Below are 15,679 nucleotides of genomic sequence, written 5' to 3' on the forward strand. Positions count from 1 at the left end.
CCTCTTATCCGTTCTCCTCAAACATAGGAAATCGCTTTTTTGTCCCGCTGGGTATAATGTATTAGAATAGAGAGAAGCACAACAAAAAGATAAAGAGAGGTACATATATGTCTGTTCAAAGAGAAGATGTAGATATCAAGCTGATCGCAATTGATATGGATGGTACACTGCTGAACGACGAGCAGCTGATCTCGGATGAAAACCGCAAAGCCATTCGTGAAGCGGAGGATAAAGGTGTGTATGTGGTGATCAGCACGGGCCGGACGCTGATGACGTGCCGGGAGCTGGCGGAATCGCTAAAGCTGTCATCCTTTCTAATCACGGCAAACGGCAGTGAAATTTGGGATTCGAATTTTAATTTGGTGGAACGGAAGCTGCTTCATACGGACCATATTCAAATGATGTGGGATTTGCGGAATAAGCACAACACTAATTTCTGGGCTTCTACGGTGAATAAAGTATGGAGAGGCGAGTTTCCGGAAAACATTACGGATCATGAATGGCTCAAATTCGGCTTTGACATTGAGGATGACGATATCCGAAACGAAGTGCTTGAGGAGCTGAGAAAAAACAAAGAGCTCGAAATCACAAATTCAAGTCCGACAAACATTGAAGTCAACGCGCTTGGCATCAACAAAGCTGCAGCCCTTGCCAAGGTTACGGAAAAACTCGGCTTTACAATGGAGAATGTGATGGCGATGGGCGACAGCCTTAATGACATTGCGATGATCAAAGAAGCGGGTCTTGGCGTCGCAATGGGCAATGCGCAAGACATCGTAAAAGAAACGGCTGATTATATCACGGATACAAATATTGAGGATGGTGTCGCTAAAGCGATTCGCCATTGGGTACTATAAAAAAAGAGAGTCCTAAGATGGACTCTCTTTTTTAGTTTGGCAGGTTTTCTTCTGGGACCATGGTAGGTTTTCTGACAAAAGTATTTCACAAACTGATATGATTCACTTATAATGAAATAAAGTTCAAAAATTCGGAATAGTCGTTCCGAATTTCGGGACAATAAATGACATAAAGCATATCGTTTGCTTTGGCAGGAGGGATTCTGTGTTTCAGATTGATTTAAACTGTGATTTAGGAGAAAGCTTCGGAGCCTACAAGATAGGCCTTGACCAAGATATTTTAGAGTATGTGACATCAGCGAATATCGCATGCGGATTTCATGCAGGAGATCCTAGTGTTATGCGAAAAACCGTCGCGCTTGCAGCAGAAAAAGGCGTGAAAATGGGTGCGCATCCGGGCTTGCCGGATTTACTCGGTTTTGGGCGCCGCAATATGGCGATTTCTCCTGAGGAAGCGTATGATCTTGTCGTTTATCAAATTGGCGCGCTCTCTGGCTTTCTAAAAGCAGAGGGACTTCACATGCAGCACGTCAAGCCGCATGGCGCTTTATACAATATGGCGGCAGTCGATCAAAAACTGTCGGATGCCATCGCGAAAGCTGTCTATAAGGTTGATCCCGGCCTGATTCTTTTCGGTCTTGCTGAGAGCGAGCTCGTAAAAGCGGGAGAACGGATCGGACTACAGACCGCAAATGAAGTGTTCGCCGACAGAACATACCAATCGGACGGCACGCTGACACCGCGCTCCCAGCCGGACGCACTCATTGAAAGTGATGATGCCGCCGTCACCCAGGTCATCAAAATGGTGAAAGAAGGGGCGGTCAAATCTCAGCAAGGACATGATGTGTCATTAAAAGCAGATACAGTCTGCATTCATGGAGATGGAGCCCATGCGCTGACATTTGCGCAAAAAATCAGAAAACAGCTCAAAGCGGCTGGAATTGAAGTGACAGCTATTTCAGAACAGAGGTCAACATAAAGGAGGAACAATAGATGGAGCAGCAGAAAAAGACAGCAGGAAAAAAGGCGGGAAGCTGGTCATTGCTGATGGGCGCCGCCTTTTTAATGGCGACATCAGCAATCGGACCGGGTTTCCTCACCCAAACCGCAACATTCACAAACACACTCGCAGCAAGCTTCGGTTTTGTCATCTTAATTTCTATTATTTTAGATATTTTCGCCCAAACCAATGTGTGGCGCATCATCGCAGTTTCTGGAAAACGAGGTCAGGAAATTGCGAATATGGTGCTTCCCGGACTGGGGTATTTCATCGCCATTCTCGTCGTGCTTGGCGGACTAGCTTTTAATATTGGGAATATCGGAGGGGCCGGGCTGGGACTTCAGGTGCTGTTCGGCATTACACCTGAAACAGGCGCTTTAATCAGTGCCGTTATCGCCATTTTGATTTTTGTCATCAAGGAAGCAGGAAAAGCGATGGACCGTTTTACGCAAATCGCGGGGTTCGTGATGATTATTTTAACGGTCTACGTTGCGGCGACGACAGCTCCTCCGGTCGGACAGGCAGTCGCAAATACATTCGTCCCGGAACACATCAGCATATTTGCCATTGTCACCCTAGTGGGCGGAACCGTCGGCGGTTATATTACATTTGCCGGGGGACACCGTTTGCTTGATGCCGGAATTAAAGGGAAGGAATCCATTCCGCAGGTGACAAAAAGCTCGGTTGTCGGCATTTTAATTACATCTGTCATGCGTATCGCTCTTTTTCTTGCGGTTCTAGGCGTTGTATCGAAAGGCCTGCACATCGATGAAAGCAACCCGGCGGCTTCTGTCTTCAAGCTGGCTGCTGGAAATGTCGGTTATAAAATTTTCGGATTGATCATGTGGTCTGCGGCGATTACGTCTGTTATTGGAGCAGCCTATACATCTGTTTCATTTTTCAAGACCTTTTCTCCAAAAATTGAAAAGAATTCACGCGGTATTATTATCGGATTTATTGTGGTTTCTACGTTAGCTTTTGTCACAATCGGCCAGCCTGCGAAGATCCTCGTCCTTGTCGGTTCACTGAACGGCTTAATTCTGCCGATTGCGCTCGGAACGCTGCTTGTTGCCGCCTACAAGAAAAACATTGTCGGTGATTATAAGCATCCGCTTTGGCTGACAAGCACAGGCGCGCTTGTAGTGATTGTAATGGCAGTTATGGGAATCTACACGTTATGTACACAACTTCCTCAATTGTGGAGCTGATATAAGTGGAGCAATTAAACAAAATGGCGCCAAAGGATGTACGCGCCCTGATACGAGAGGGGAAAATAAACGGGCCGACCGCAGGCATGTCCGGCGGCTACGCCCAAGCGAATCTTGTGGTTTTGAAAAAGGACCTTGCGTTTGATTTTCTGCTGTTTTGCCAGCGAAATCAAAAGCCCTGCCCCGTGCTGGATGTGATTGAAGCAGGTTCGCCTGTGCCGTCTCTGGCTGCGCCGGATGCTGATATCAGAACGGACTTTCCGAAATACCGTATTTACAGGCACGGTATCCTAACGGAAGAAGTATCTGATATTACGCCATACTGGGAGGACGATTTTGTCGGCTTTCTGATCGGATGCAGTTTCTCCTTTGAACAGGCACTAATCAATAATGGGATAGCTGTCCGGCATATTGATGAGGGGACAAACGTCTCGATGTATAAAACGAATATCGATTGTGTTCCGGCGGGGGCGTTTCACGGACAGATGGTTGTCAGCATGAGGCCGGTTCCTGAACGGCTGGCTGTACGTGCTGCACAAGTGACCTCGCGTTTTCCGGCTGTGCACGGAGGGCCGATCCATATCGGCAATCCGGGAGCAATCGGGATTCGCGATCTCGGGAAACCCGATTTCGGAGATGCCGTTTCCATTCGTGACGGCGAGGTTCCTGTTTTTTGGGCATGCGGGGTGACCCCGCAAGCCGTGGCTATGAATGTAAAGCCTGAAATGGTCATCACACATGCGCCGGGGCATATGCTCATCACAGATATTCGAGACGAGTCGCTTGCGGTGCTGTAGCCTCTCGTCATCCTGATGAACGAGAAATAAAAGAGGTGAGAAAGATGACTGTACGATATCAAATCGAACAGCTCGGTGATTCTGCAATGATGATCCGATTCGGAGAAGAAATCAATGAACAGGTCAACGGCATTGTCCATGCCGCGGCCGCTTATATAGAAGAACAGCCATTTCCGGGATTCATTGAATGTATCCCGGCTTTTACAAGTCTAACCGTATTTTATGATATGTATGAAGTGTACAAGCATTTGCCTCAAGGCATAAGCTCACCTTTTGAGAGTGTCAAGCGCGATGTCGAAGAGCGGCTAGCAGAAATAGCCGAAGACTATGAGGTCAACCGCCGTATTGTAGAAATTCCCGTCTGCTATGGCGGTGAATTCGGTCCGGATTTAGAAGAGGTGGCGAAGATCAATCAGCTGTCACCGGAGGAAGTAATCGACATTCATACAAACGGTGAATATGTGGTGTATATGCTTGGCTTCGCGCCCGGTTTTCCTTTTCTAGGCGGGATGTCAAAACGCATTGCAGCTCCGAGAAAATCATCACCAAGACCGTCGATTCCCGCAGGTTCGGTCGGTATTGCGGGATTGCAGACAGGCGTTTACCCGATTTCAACGCCGGGCGGCTGGCAGCTGATCGGCAAAACGCCGCTGGCTCTTTTCCGGCCGCAGGAAAACCCACCGACATTGCTGCGGGCGGGAGATACTGTGAAATTCGTTCGCATCTCAGAAAAAGACTATCACGCCTATAAGGAGGAGTCCAATTGAGCATGAAAGTATTAAAGCCCGGACTGCTCACAACGGTTCAGGATATAGGCAGAACGGGTTACCAAAAATACGGCGTTCTGGCCAGCGGCGCTATGGACACGGTTTCACTGCGCATTGCCAATTTGTTGATAGGAAACGGCGAAAATGAAGCAGGTCTCGAAATAACGATGATGGGGCCCGGTCCGTCGTTTCATTTTTCAAAACAGACACTGATTGCTGTGACAGGGGCGGACTTCACGCTGCGTATTAATGACGAGGAAGCGCCTTTATGGAAGCCTGTGCTCATTAAGGAAAACAGCACAGTCAGCTTTGGCCCCTGCAAACTCGGCAGCCGTGCTTATTTGGCGGCAGCCGGCGGCATCGAGGTGCCTGCCGTCATGGAAAGTAAAAGCACATACGTCAGAGGAAGCATCGGCGGACTTCATGGCAGAGCGCTTCAAAAAGAAGATGAACTGAACATTGGAGAGATGTCAGCTCTTTCGCAAACCATCCTTTCCCGCTTAAGTTCGCAGCTTGGAAAACAGGGATTTGCAGCACCGAAGTGGTCAGTCAGCCGCGGCAGATTTCTGCCATTGAAGAAGAATCCCGTCATTCGGGTGCTGGAAGGAAAGCAATTTGCCTTTTTCACAGAAGAATCAAAAACGCGTTTTTATCAAGAAGCATTTCGTGTCACGCCGCAGTCTGACCGTATGGGCTACAGGCTCAAAGGAGAACCGCTCGAACTGAAGGCCCCGCTTGAGATGGTGTCGGAAGCGGTTTCATTCGGAACAGTTCAGGTGCCGCCTGACGGCAACCCGATTATCCTGCTTGCAGACCGGCAGACGACTGGCGGCTATCCGAGGATCGCGCACATCATATCCGCTGATCTGCCGATTGTTTCCCAAATCATGCCGGGCGAGCACGTCCAGTTTGAACCTGTGTCCCTTCAGGAGGCAGAAGCGCTTGCGGTAGAACGGGAACAGCATATAAAAGAACTGAAAACGAGAATGAAGATGGAATGGCTGACATAGCAAAGGGGATGAATGATGCAGAATAAAAATAAAACCGTAGTCAAATCTATGGCGCTGCTTAATTTGTTTTTGCATAAACCAAGCCTAACCTTAAGTGAACTGGTGTCGCTGACGGGAATGCCGAAGACCTCTGTTCACCGGATGGTCAGCTCCTTGGAGGAAATGGGGTTCCTCAGTCGGGATGCGTCCGGCGCTTATTCGCTGGGATTGGTGTTTTTGGAATTCGGACAGCTTGTCGCTGACAGGCTGGATATCAGAAAAATAGCGAAACCGGTGATGGAAGAGCTGTGCCGGGAAGTGGATGAGGCCGTGCAGTTGATCATGAGAGACGGCAATGAAGCGATATACGTTGAGAAAATAGAAGGGACACAGACTGTGCGGCTGTATACGGCGATCGGCAGGCGTTCCCCGCTATACGCAGGAGCGTGCGCCAGAAGCATTCTGTCCTTTCTTCCCCGTGAAGAAATCGAAGCATACATCAAACAAACCGAGCTCATTTCGATTGGCTCCGGAACGATTACCGATCCCGAAAAACTGCTTCAGGAGATTGATGCCTCTGTGCAAAATGGCTATACTGTCAGCTATTCAGAGCTCGAAAACTATACGGCTGCGATCGGCGCCCCGATCTTTAACCATAAGCGCCAGGTGGCAGCCGGCATTAGCATTGCAGGCTTTGAAGCGAGATTTACAGAAGACAGGCTGCCCTATTTAACAGAAAAGGTGAAGGACGCCGCTTTACAGATTTCAAGAAAAATAGGATATACATAAGTAGCCAATCTTTTCTCTGCTGCGTACATTAACGTATCGACGTTCAAGAGTGGAGGAAAGAACATGGTGCTTCGATATACAGCTCTGGGCGATTCCTTGACGACAGGGAGAGGCTCCGGGCTGTTTTCACCCGGCTTCGTCCAGCGTTTTGGGGACATGATGGAAGCTGACTTGAAAACAAGAACGGCAATAAACATATTTGCCAGATCAGGCCTGAATACAGAAGAGATTTTGGGACTCCTGTCATATCCCTATGTGCAAAAATGCATTCGAGATGCTGATATGATAACGATCACAGGGTGCGGAAACGATCTCATCGATTCGGTCTTAGCCTACCAAACCTCTAAGGATGAAACGATTTTCAGCCGTGTATCCGCCCATTGCCATGAGAATTTTGAAAAGATGATTGCCAAAATCGCCGAGATTAAAGGAGAAAATCCTTCCCCGTACGCCATTCGTGTGTTCAACTTATACAATCCGTTTCCCGAAATTGATATCGCCGGCAAATGGATCACTTCGTTTAATTCACATTTAGAAACACTTGCATCAGCACCCCATGTCAAAATCGCGGATGCCTATAGCATCTTCAAAGGCAAAGAACAGGAATATCTGTCCTTTGACGGTGTCCATCCGAACAGCAAAGGCTATCAAGCGATGGCTGAAGCCGTTCACAAGCTAGGCTATAAAGAATTATCAGTTTCATAGAAAACGCGCCTCATGACAGGCGCGTTTTTTATGTGTGATCGAAATATTAAAAGAAACTTAAAATTCTCTGTCTTCTGTTCTACAGACAAACAAAGTGCGCTAGAATAATGGAGGGCGTAGGCAAATATAGCCATAACGTTCAATATTTCGTATATAAGGAAGGATGGTCCTTTTGTTTCGGATTTTTAAAATGTCTTTTGCGGTTATCATTATTATACTGGCGCTTATTGCTTTTAACTATACGGAACACACCTCTGTTATCCAATCGGTCATGCTCGTCTTTCTTGGTGCGGTCATGTTTATGCAGGGGCTTGAAGAACGCAAAAAAGAAAATGACGGCTCAGGCGCTTTTAATATTTATACCGCCGTTTTTGTATGGTCTGTCTCCCTTATCGGTTTTACACTTCATATTATATAAATCTATTACACATCCTGAAAATGCTCGACCGTCGGGAACGGGGTATAGAACCGATGAAGCAAGGCTTTCCACTCTTGATACTCTGAAGAACCGCGAAAGCCTTCCGTATGGTCCTCAAGTGTTTCCCACTCCACAAGAAGCAGATATTTATGCGTTTCCTCCATGCATTTTGATAACGAGTGCGTGATATAGCCCTTCATGCCGGAAATAATCGGCGCCGCTTGCCGGAATGCATCCTCAAACTCTTGTTCAAGGCCTTCTTTAATGTGAAGCATTGCTGCCTCTCTGACCATGCTATCCCTTCTTTCTGTCTTTTCAAATAGTCTACAGCAAACGATAGGAGATTTCTGCAAAATCGGTGAACTTTTCCTTCATTTTCAAAAAAATCTTGCACGCACCAATTCAATTAAGAGAAAATAACAAGTGGAAGGCAGGGGAAAGTCATGTTAAAAAAGTGTATTCTACTAGTATTTCTATGCGTCGGATTGATTGGGTTAATCGGATGCTCCAAAACAGATTCACCAGAGGATCGCATGGAAGCATTCGTGAAACAGTGGAACGATCAGCAATTCGATGACATGTATCAAAGCCTGACTAAAGATGTCAAAAAAGAAATCTCCAAAAAAGATTTCGTCAACAGGTATAAAGCCATCTATGAGCAGGCCGGCGTAAAAAATTTGAAAGTCACTGCGGGAGAAGTAGATAAGGACGATCAAGACAACAAGACAATGAAACATATCCCGTATAAAGTCAGCATGAACACAAATGCCGGCAAAGTCAGCTTCAAGAATACTGCTGTGCTGAAATTAGAAAAAACAGATGACGAGGAGTCATGGAATATAGATTGGGACCCATCGTTTATTTTCAAGCAGCTGGCTGACGACAAAACCGTGCAAATTATGAGCATTGAACCGAAACGAGGCCAAATTTACGATAAAAATGGAAAAGGTTTAGCTGTCAATACAGATGTTCCGGAAATTGGAATTGTTCCCGGAGAGCTTGGCGATAAAAAAGAGAAAGTTATAAAAGAACTCGCCAAAAAACTTGATTTGACTGAAGACGACATCAAGAAAAAGCTGGATCAAGGCTGGGTAAAAGACGATTCGTTTGTGCCGCTCAAAAAGGTCAAGCCTGACCAGGAGAAATTAGTTTCTGAAGCGACGTCATTACAAGGCGTAACAAGAACGAATGTCAGCTCCCGCTACTATCCGTATGGCGAAAAGACAGCCCATTTGACAGGCTATGTCCGCGCCATTACAGCGGAAGAACTGAAGAAAAAGAAAGAAGGAACGTACAGCGATACGTCTAACATCGGTATCGCCGGACTTGAAAATGTGTATGAAGGCAAGCTAAGAGGCACAACTGGCTGGAAAATCTACGTGCCGCAAACCGGGGAAGTCATCGCTGAAAAGAAAGCAAAGGACGGCGAGGATCTTCACCTCACAATTGATATCAAAACGCAAACGAAGCTGTATGATGAACTGAAGGATGACAGCGGGGCGGCAGTCGCGCTGCAGCCGAAGACAGGCGAAACACTCGCCCTTGTCAGCGCGCCTTCCTACGATCCAAACGGATTTATTTTCGGCTGGAGCGATAAGGAATGGAAAAAGCTAAACAAAGATAAAAACAACCCGTTTTCAGCGAAATTCAATAAGACATACGCGCCAGGTTCTACCATTAAACCGATTGCGGCTGCTATTGGAATCAAAAACGGCACCCTTAAAGCCGATGAGAAGAAAACAATCAAAGGCAAGGAGTGGCAAAAAGATTCGAGCTGGGGCGGCTATTCAGTGACACGTGTGTCTGAGAGACTTCAACAAGTCGATTTGGAAAACGCCCTTATTACGTCAGACAATATTTATTTTGCCCAGAATGCGCTTGATATGGGAGCGGACACCTTCACAAAAGGCTTGAAGACATTCGGTTTTTCAGAGGACGTTCCGTACGAATTCCCGATCCAGAAATCGTCTATTGCAAATGACAAGCTTGATTCAGACATTTTGCTTGCGGATACAGGCTACGGACAAGGGCAAATGCAAATGTCTCCGCTTCACTTGGCAACTGCTTACACGCCATTTGTTGACAATGGAGACCTTGTCAAACCGACGCTGATCAAAAAAGATTCACAAACAGCTGATGTTTGGCACAAGCAAGTGGTCACCAAGGAAGGAGCAGCAGACATTACAAAAGGTCTGAAAGGCGTTGTGGAAGATGAGCGCGGATCAGCGTATCAGCCTGTCGTGAAAGGAATCACAGTGGCCGGGAAAACAGGAACAGCCGAGCTGAAAACATCAAAAGATGATAAAGACGGCACGGAAAATGGCTGGTTTGTCGGCTACGATTACAAAAACAAAGACCTGCTTGTCGCCATGATGATCCAAAATGTGCAGGACCGCGGCGGCAGCCACTATGTCGTTGAGAAAGCGAAAAAGCAATTTCAATCGAATTAAAATGTCTTTTTAAAAGGAGCGAAAGGAAAAAGGGGATCTGAGGCCGAATGAACTAGTAAGGGGCAAAACCCGGTTTATACAAAGAAAAGAGGGATTTTGCATGCAGCGTATTCAATTGGCGGAGGATCTTCAATTTTCAAGAGTCATACACGGGCTTTGGCGGCTGAATGAATGGAACTATTCAGATGCTGAACTTCTGAGCCTCATTGAATGGTGTATCGATCACGGCATCACGACCTTTGATCATGCGGATATTTATGGAGGCTATACGTGCGAAAAGTTGTTTGGAAACGCCCTTGCCCTTTCACCTGGATTAAGAGAAAACATAGAGTTGGTCACAAAATGCGGTATCGTTCTTGAATCGCCTGAACGGCCCGCTCACAGATCGCATCATTATAACACAAGCAAATCGCATATTTTGGCATCCGTTGAGCAATCGCTTATGAACCTTAGGACGGATTATATCGATATGCTTTTGATTCACAGACCGGACCCGCTCATGGATCCGGAGGGGGTAGCAGAGGCGTTTCAGGCCTTGAAATGCTCTGGCAAGGTCAGGTACTTTGGCGTTTCAAATTTTAAAGATCACCAGTATCGGATGCTGGAATCATATTTGCCTGAGAAGCTCGTAACCAACCAGATTGAGCTTTCCGCATACGAATTAGAAAATATGCTCGACGGCACTTTGAACCTGTGCCAGGAAAAACGGATTCCGCCGATGGCTTGGTCGCCTCTGGCAGGCGGCAAAGTTTTCACTGGTGACACGGAAAAAGACCGGCGTGTCCGCACGGCGCTTGAATCCGTTCAAGCAGAGATTGGCGCCGCTTCATTGGACGAGGTGATGTACGCATGGCTGTATACGCATCCGGCCGACATCATGCCGATTGTCGGAAGCGGAAAGCGCGAGCGGATTTCCGCCGCGATAAATGCGTTGTCATACAAGCTTGACCAGGATCAATGGTTCCGCATTTTTACAGCCGTACAGGGTTACGATATTCCATAAAAAGCATCAGCTTACCAGCTGATGCTTTTTCAATATTGTCACACCGCTTAGTGCCAAATTACCATTTATAAGTGATTGATTCTTTCTTGAAAGCGTTTTATATTAAAAGGAAACCTCTCTATATCCTCTACTGCATCTCCTTGCGACTTCATCCGCACATCAAGATTGGCTAGGAGGTCTTTTTTATGTATATGACTGCCAGAGAACAAAAGCTGTTAAAGCACTTATTATTACAAAACAGATATATAACCGTAACTGAGCTTGCTGAGCTGATGCAAGTCAGCACGAGAACCATTCACAGGGAACTCAAATCAATTAAACCGCTGATGGAAACCGTGGGGCTTACGTTAGATAAACAGCCCGGTAAAGGGTTGAAAGCAGTGGGAAGTCCCGAGGATAAACAAAAGCTGCTTACTGATTTATCATATGAACAGCATGAATACAGCGCCGACGAACGGAAACTGCTCATTCTTTGTTCGTTATTAGAGTCTCAGGAGCCCGTCAAACTGTACACGCTTGCTCATGATCTCCAGGTGACGAATGCCACGGTCAGCTATGACTTAGATGAGCTCGAGAAGTGGATTTCTCCCTTCGGACTGACACTGATCCGCAAAAGAGGTTTTGGCATCCAGCTTATAGGGCCGGAGAATGCGAAACGGAAAATTGTCGGCAACTTGATTGTGAACCGTCTTGACATCCAAATGTTTTTGGAAGCGGTTGAATTAAACATCAAAGGAAAAGCCGATTCTTCAGAGAAAATGTTCGGGGTTGTCAGCAAAGGCGAGCTGTTAAAAATGGAGCGCATCTTATTTCAGCTCAAAGAAAAAATCGCTTTTTCATTGTCCGACAGCTCCTATATAGCGCTCGTCGTCCATCTGACGTATGCGATTGAACGAATTAAGCTTGGGGAAACCATCACCATGGAGCAAAATGAGCTTGAGGAACTGAAGAATGCGAAGGAATACAGCTCGGCTCTTGAAATCGCGGGCGAGCTTGAACGTGCCTTCGGCGTGACGATTCCAGAGGCGGAGGTCGGCTATATTACAATCCATCTTCGAAGCGCCAATCGAAAATACAAAACAGAATACAAAGCGCAGGAAATTGAGCTGGAAACAGCCCTGCAAACAAAGCGGCTCATTGCTTTTATTTCAGACAAAATCAGAATGGATCTGACGAAAAACTACTCTTTATATGAAGGCTTGATTGCCCATTTGGAGCCGGCCGTCAGCCGCATAAAAGAAAATATTGAGATATACAATCCGATGAAGGAACAGATCAAGCGCGATTATTTTCTGCTTTATATGGCGATCGAAGAAGGCGTCGAAAAGTATTTTCCGGGCATGTCCTTTTCTGATGATGAAATCGCTTTTATCGTTCTTCACTTTGGCTCGGCTCTTGAAATCAAAAAAGAAGAAGCAAAAGTGAAAGCGCTTGTCGTCTGCTCAAGCGGGATCGGCTCCTCGAAAATGCTTGCCTCCAGACTGAAAAAAGAGCTGCCGGAAATTGAATCGTTTGATATGTCATCCCTGATCGAGCTAAAGGGGAAGGATGTTCAAGCCTATGATATGATTGTGTCCACTGTACCGATTCCTTATGAAAACATTGATTACATCATGGTCAGCCCGCTATTAAATGAGGAAGACGCAAACCAGGTCAAGCAGTATATCAAGCGGAAGATTCCCCTTATTCTTAACAAAAAAAGAAGCCCGAAGGAAGAGGCGCAGCAAGTTGATGTACCTGACATGCTAGAGGCGGCGGAAAGCATAGGGCGGTATATGGAAGTTATCCAAGATGTTCTGCGCCATTTTACGCTAGCTCAACTCAAAACAAACCCGGACCATAGCATGCTTCTGCTAGAGCTTTTTCAACAGCTGAAGAAGGATGGCCTGATCCGTGATCCGGAAAAAGCCGCGGTTTGCCTGGCTGAGCGGGAGAAACAAGGGGGATTGGGAATCCCCGGAACAAACATGGCGCTTTATCATCTCAAAAATGATGAAATCGTCCTGCCTTTTTTCAAAATGTTTGATCTCAGCACCTCCTATGAAGTGGATGGCATGGACGGAAATACCCTCAGGATGACACGCATTCTCGTCATGATGGCGCCTAGCTCATTATCTGCTGAAGGCTCGGAGATTTTAAGCGCGATCAGCTCGGCAATTATCGAGAGCGGAGAAAGCATGGCGGGGTTTCAGGAAGAAGGAGAACAAGAATTGTATCAGCGGTTAAACCGCATATTTTTCACATGGATGAAAGAAAAAAACATACTGTAAACCTGCATGGCACACGTCAAAAATTTGGCGTGTGTTTTTCTGTGGATGGGGAACAAAATAAGAAAATGTGGGACTATTTTATCATTCAGTATTGGAATAATTCCAAAATGAAATAGTTTTACAAGTTATCTTTTTTGGGTTAAAATGGGTGAGGTAAGGAAGAAAATCTAACAAATTATTGAAGATTCAAGAGAATATAGGAGATGACGATATGGAAACATTACAGCATCTGATTCTGCATGACATGCCGAATAGCGAAGAAATAGAGGCTGTAAAAAGCGGAGACCATACACTGACATATAAAGGTTACCGTAAACGGATTAATCAGCTGGCGAATGCCATGCTTCAAAAAGGAATTCAAAAGGGCGACCGTGTTGCATTGCTTTGTAAAAACGGCCATCCCGCATCAACTGTTATGTTCGCCGCACTTGAAATAGGTGCTGTTGTCGTACCTGTCAGCTGGCAGCTGAAACCATATGAAATGACAGGCATTTTAAAAGCAAGTGAACCGAAAGCGATGTTTTACGGAGCGGAGTTTAAAGAGATACTGGATGAAGTTCTTCCTGAATTATCCTCACTGTGTGTAACAATGGAAACAGGAACAGCTTACGAAACATCTGCTGAATTTGAAGCGCTGTTTGCAGGTCCTGATCATTTGCCAGAGACGGAAATGGTTTCCCCTGATGATACAGCACTTCTGATGTTTACATCTGGAACAACGGGAAACCCGAAAAGATGCATGATTACACATGGCGGCATATACAGATACGTTAAAAAATCCAACAGCTCAATAGCACGCATGAAGGGCCTTCGTTTTCTCGCGTGCCATCCGATTTATCATACGAGTGCGCTCATTTGCATCATGCTTGGAACATTTGCAGAAACAACCTTTGTGTTTACAGAGGATCAAGATCCTGTTCACATGCTGAAGGTCATTGAAGAAGAGAAAATTCAGACCGTGATGGCTCTTCCTGTGTTTTACACGTATTTGCTTGAGGCGTGGGAAACGCACCAAACTGACTTATCTTCGCTTGTGATTTTAATGACAGGCGGAACAAAAGTGCCGAGCAGCCTAATCCGCCGCTATCTTGATATTGGCATTCCGCTTGCGCATGGCTATGGAAGTACTGAGGCTTGGGGCATCAGCACATGGACGCCTGATATGGGAATGGATAAAGCGGCATCTGCAGGAAAACCTGTGGCAGGTGTTAAAGTCAAAGTGGAAGATCCTCTGACCGGAGAAGAACTTCCTCAAGGAGAAATCGGCGAAATCGTTGTTCATACTCCATTCTTATTTAAAGGCTATGAAGACAATCCTGAAGCAACAGCGAAAGTGCTGCAAAATGGATGGTTTAAAACCGGAGATTCAGGATATGTAGATGAAGATGGCTTTATTTTCATCACGGGACGCTACAAGGATGTCATTATTTACGGAGGCGATAACGTCTATCCTGATCAGGTTGAAGAAGTTATCCAGCAGATCCCGGGAATCCTTGAAACGGCTGTGGTCGGTATTCCTGATCCGCTTTACGGTGAAAAACCGAAAGCTTTTATCGTGAAAAATGGCGGCCAGCGCATCACGGAAGAGGATGTCATTGCATTTTGTAAAGAACGCCTGTCCGCTTACAAAATACCTGAAGTTGAATTTGTTAACGAACTGCCGAAAAACAACCTTGGCAAGGTGAAAAAAGACGTCCTGCGCAATCAGGCTGTACATTCATAAAAGAAGAAGCCCGTCCACTTTATGTGGCGGGCTTCTTTGCAGTTGCACAGACGGAAAGCTCAGGCTTAATGTTCTTAAATTCTATATCAATGTCTTCGAAGCCGGCTGCTTTAAAGTCAGCAATCATCTGTCTTCCAAATGATTTGGTTTTCTCAGGACTGGCATCCGCTTCCCGCGGCTGCATCGTAATGGCTGCTTTGCCGCCTGGCTTTAATGCCCGATAAATCTGTTTCATGCCTTTTGTTTGGTCATTCCAAATGGTGTAGTTGTTAACGGAAATCACTTTATCATAAAACGAGGCGGGGAGAGGAAATGTCTCGATGCTTCCTTGTATCAGGCGCACACCCTTGGATTTCACTCTGCGGGCGGCCAGCTTCAGCATGGCCTCTGACACATCAATCCCATGAAGCTGAACATCCTTCTCGCGTTTCAGCATCTGCTGCATGCAGTATCCCGGGCCAAACCCGACTTCTAAAATGCTGTCCCCGCGCGTGATACCCAGCTGATTGATTGTCCACTGATTCAGTGTTTGATTTTCAGCAGCCATGATGTACCCGGCAATCATGCCGATGACGCCCTTTGGCCTGCTGAATCTTCTAGAAAGCATGTTAATCATTCAGCAACCAACCCCCTTTTTGAGTTATTTCCTCCAAGCGTTCCATGTGAAACATTTTTCTGATAAAGCAATGCGAAGGTGCCAAGC

15 protein-coding genes are annotated in these 15,679 nt (G+C 46.2%); 13 read left to right on the plus strand and 2 right to left on the minus strand.

The genetic code is table 11. The annotated features are described in order from the left end of the window. The first annotated feature begins 107 nt into the window (after window positions 1-107). The 9 genes from NSQ83_RS02665 (at window position 108) to NSQ83_RS02705 (ending at window position 7,530) form a co-directional block, all read left to right on the plus strand. Complete coding sequence (locus NSQ83_RS02665; RefSeq protein ID WP_003234424.1) at window positions 108-857, plus strand: phosphoglycolate phosphatase; 750 nt, start codon at window positions 108-110, stop codon at window positions 855-857. A 205-nt stretch (window positions 858-1,062) separates the two neighbouring features. Further along, window positions 1,063-1,836, plus strand: coding sequence for a 5-oxoprolinase subunit PpxA (pxpA, locus tag NSQ83_RS02670; RefSeq protein ID WP_198878985.1), 774 nt, complete (start codon window positions 1,063-1,065; stop codon window positions 1,834-1,836). Window positions 1,837-1,850: 14 nt separating this feature from the next. After that, the gene (locus tag NSQ83_RS02675; RefSeq protein WP_003234422.1) at window positions 1,851-3,065 is read left to right on the plus strand and encodes an NRAMP family divalent metal transporter; all 1,215 of its coding nucleotides are present in this window, start codon (window positions 1,851-1,853) and stop codon (window positions 3,063-3,065) included. 23 nt (window positions 3,066-3,088) lie between these two features. After that, window positions 3,089-3,862 carry a putative hydro-lyase gene (locus NSQ83_RS02680; protein ID WP_128753679.1) on the plus strand — a complete coding sequence of 258 codons (774 nt, stop codon included), beginning with the start codon at window positions 3,089-3,091 and terminating at the stop codon, window positions 3,860-3,862. A 44-nt stretch (window positions 3,863-3,906) separates the two neighbouring features. Further along, a complete protein-coding gene (pxpB, locus tag NSQ83_RS02685) occupies window positions 3,907-4,629 on the plus strand; it encodes a 5-oxoprolinase subunit B (RefSeq protein WP_029726563.1) in 723 nt (240 codons plus the stop codon). Between the two features lie 2 nt (window positions 4,630-4,631). Beyond that, window positions 4,632-5,639 carry a 5-oxoprolinase subunit PxpC gene (gene pxpC / locus NSQ83_RS02690; protein WP_106074118.1) on the plus strand — a complete coding sequence of 336 codons (1,008 nt, stop codon included), beginning with the start codon at window positions 4,632-4,634 and terminating at the stop codon, window positions 5,637-5,639. A gap of 15 nt (window positions 5,640-5,654) precedes the next feature. Continuing rightward, window positions 5,655-6,407, plus strand: coding sequence for an IclR family transcriptional regulator (locus tag NSQ83_RS02695; RefSeq protein ID WP_014478857.1), 753 nt, complete (start codon window positions 5,655-5,657; stop codon window positions 6,405-6,407). Between the two features lie 63 nt (window positions 6,408-6,470). Then, window positions 6,471-7,112, plus strand: a complete 642-nt coding sequence (gene lipC / locus NSQ83_RS02700) for a spore germination lipase LipC (RefSeq protein WP_029317305.1) — start codon at window positions 6,471-6,473, stop codon at window positions 7,110-7,112. Window positions 7,113-7,284: 172 nt separating this feature from the next. After that, window positions 7,285-7,530: a YczI family protein gene (locus NSQ83_RS02705; RefSeq protein WP_003240256.1), complete on the plus strand. Its 246-nt coding sequence runs from the start codon at window positions 7,285-7,287 to the stop codon at window positions 7,528-7,530. A gap of 5 nt (window positions 7,531-7,535) precedes the next feature. On the opposite strand, the gene NSQ83_RS02710 is transcribed toward NSQ83_RS02705, so the two are convergent. Next, window positions 7,536-7,823 carry an antibiotic biosynthesis monooxygenase gene (locus NSQ83_RS02710; protein ID WP_003234413.1) on the minus strand — a complete coding sequence of 96 codons (288 nt, stop codon included), beginning with the start codon at window positions 7,821-7,823 and terminating at the stop codon, window positions 7,536-7,538. A gap of 150 nt (window positions 7,824-7,973) precedes the next feature. On the opposite strand from NSQ83_RS02710, the gene pbpC reads away from it, so the two are divergent. The 4 genes from pbpC to NSQ83_RS02730 all read left to right on the plus strand — a co-directional run bounded on the left by pbpC (window position 7,974) and on the right by NSQ83_RS02730 (window position 14,976). Then, entirely contained in the window at window positions 7,974-9,980 is a 2,007-nt protein-coding gene (gene pbpC, locus NSQ83_RS02715) for a penicillin-binding protein 3 (protein ID WP_032677496.1), read from the plus strand. 100 nt (window positions 9,981-10,080) lie between these two features. Then, the gene (locus NSQ83_RS02720; protein ID WP_003234411.1) at window positions 10,081-10,983 is read left to right on the plus strand and encodes an aldo/keto reductase family oxidoreductase; all 903 of its coding nucleotides are present in this window, start codon (window positions 10,081-10,083) and stop codon (window positions 10,981-10,983) included. Between the two features lie 185 nt (window positions 10,984-11,168). Then, on the plus strand, window positions 11,169-13,253 hold the full coding sequence (mtlR, locus tag NSQ83_RS02725) for a mannitol operon transcriptional activator MtlR (RefSeq protein WP_038427383.1): 2,085 nt from the start codon (window positions 11,169-11,171) through the stop codon (window positions 13,251-13,253). A 211-nt stretch (window positions 13,254-13,464) separates the two neighbouring features. Continuing rightward, entirely contained in the window at window positions 13,465-14,976 is a 1,512-nt protein-coding gene (locus NSQ83_RS02730) for a class I adenylate-forming enzyme family protein (RefSeq protein ID WP_248719458.1), read from the plus strand. 19 nt (window positions 14,977-14,995) lie between these two features. Here the strand turns inward: NSQ83_RS02730 and NSQ83_RS02735 are convergent, their stop codons facing one another. Next, complete coding sequence (locus NSQ83_RS02735; RefSeq protein WP_198878987.1) at window positions 14,996-15,592, minus strand: class I SAM-dependent methyltransferase; 597 nt, start codon at window positions 15,590-15,592, stop codon at window positions 14,996-14,998. Window positions 15,593-15,679 lie beyond the last annotated feature (87 nt).

Source organism: Bacillus sp. PS217 (genome assembly GCF_037963535.1).
GTDB classification, from domain to species: domain Bacteria; phylum Bacillota; class Bacilli; order Bacillales; family Bacillaceae; genus Bacillus; species Bacillus subtilis.

Excerpts from the sequence above, each read along its gene's own strand:
- NSQ83_RS02665 (WP_003234424.1), top strand. The coding sequence starts at position 108 with ATGTCTGTTCAAAGAGAAGATGTAGATATCAAGCTGATCGCAATTGAT.
- NSQ83_RS02675 (WP_003234422.1), top strand. The coding sequence starts at position 1,851 with ATGGAGCAGCAGAAAAAGACAGCAGGAAAAAAGGCGGGAAGCTGGTCA.
- NSQ83_RS02680 (WP_128753679.1), top strand. The coding sequence starts at position 3,089 with ATGGCGCCAAAGGATGTACGCGCCCTGATACGAGAGGGGAAAATAAAC.
- pxpB (WP_029726563.1), top strand. The coding sequence starts at position 3,907 with ATGACTGTACGATATCAAATCGAACAGCTCGGTGATTCTGCAATGATG.
- pxpC (WP_106074118.1), top strand. The coding sequence starts at position 4,632 with ATGAAAGTATTAAAGCCCGGACTGCTCACAACGGTTCAGGATATAGGC.
- NSQ83_RS02695 (WP_014478857.1), top strand. The coding sequence starts at position 5,655 with ATGCAGAATAAAAATAAAACCGTAGTCAAATCTATGGCGCTGCTTAAT.
- lipC (WP_029317305.1), top strand. The coding sequence starts at position 6,471 with ATGGTGCTTCGATATACAGCTCTGGGCGATTCCTTGACGACAGGGAGA.
- NSQ83_RS02710 (WP_003234413.1), bottom strand. The coding sequence starts at position 7,823 with ATGGTCAGAGAGGCAGCAATGCTTCACATTAAAGAAGGCCTTGAACAA.
- pbpC (WP_032677496.1), top strand. The coding sequence starts at position 7,974 with ATGTTAAAAAAGTGTATTCTACTAGTATTTCTATGCGTCGGATTGATT.
- NSQ83_RS02720 (WP_003234411.1), top strand. The coding sequence starts at position 10,081 with ATGCAGCGTATTCAATTGGCGGAGGATCTTCAATTTTCAAGAGTCATA.
- mtlR (WP_038427383.1), top strand. The coding sequence starts at position 11,169 with ATGTATATGACTGCCAGAGAACAAAAGCTGTTAAAGCACTTATTATTA.
- NSQ83_RS02730 (WP_248719458.1), top strand. The coding sequence starts at position 13,465 with ATGGAAACATTACAGCATCTGATTCTGCATGACATGCCGAATAGCGAA.
- NSQ83_RS02735 (WP_198878987.1), bottom strand. The coding sequence starts at position 15,592 with ATGATTAACATGCTTTCTAGAAGATTCAGCAGGCCAAAGGGCGTCATC.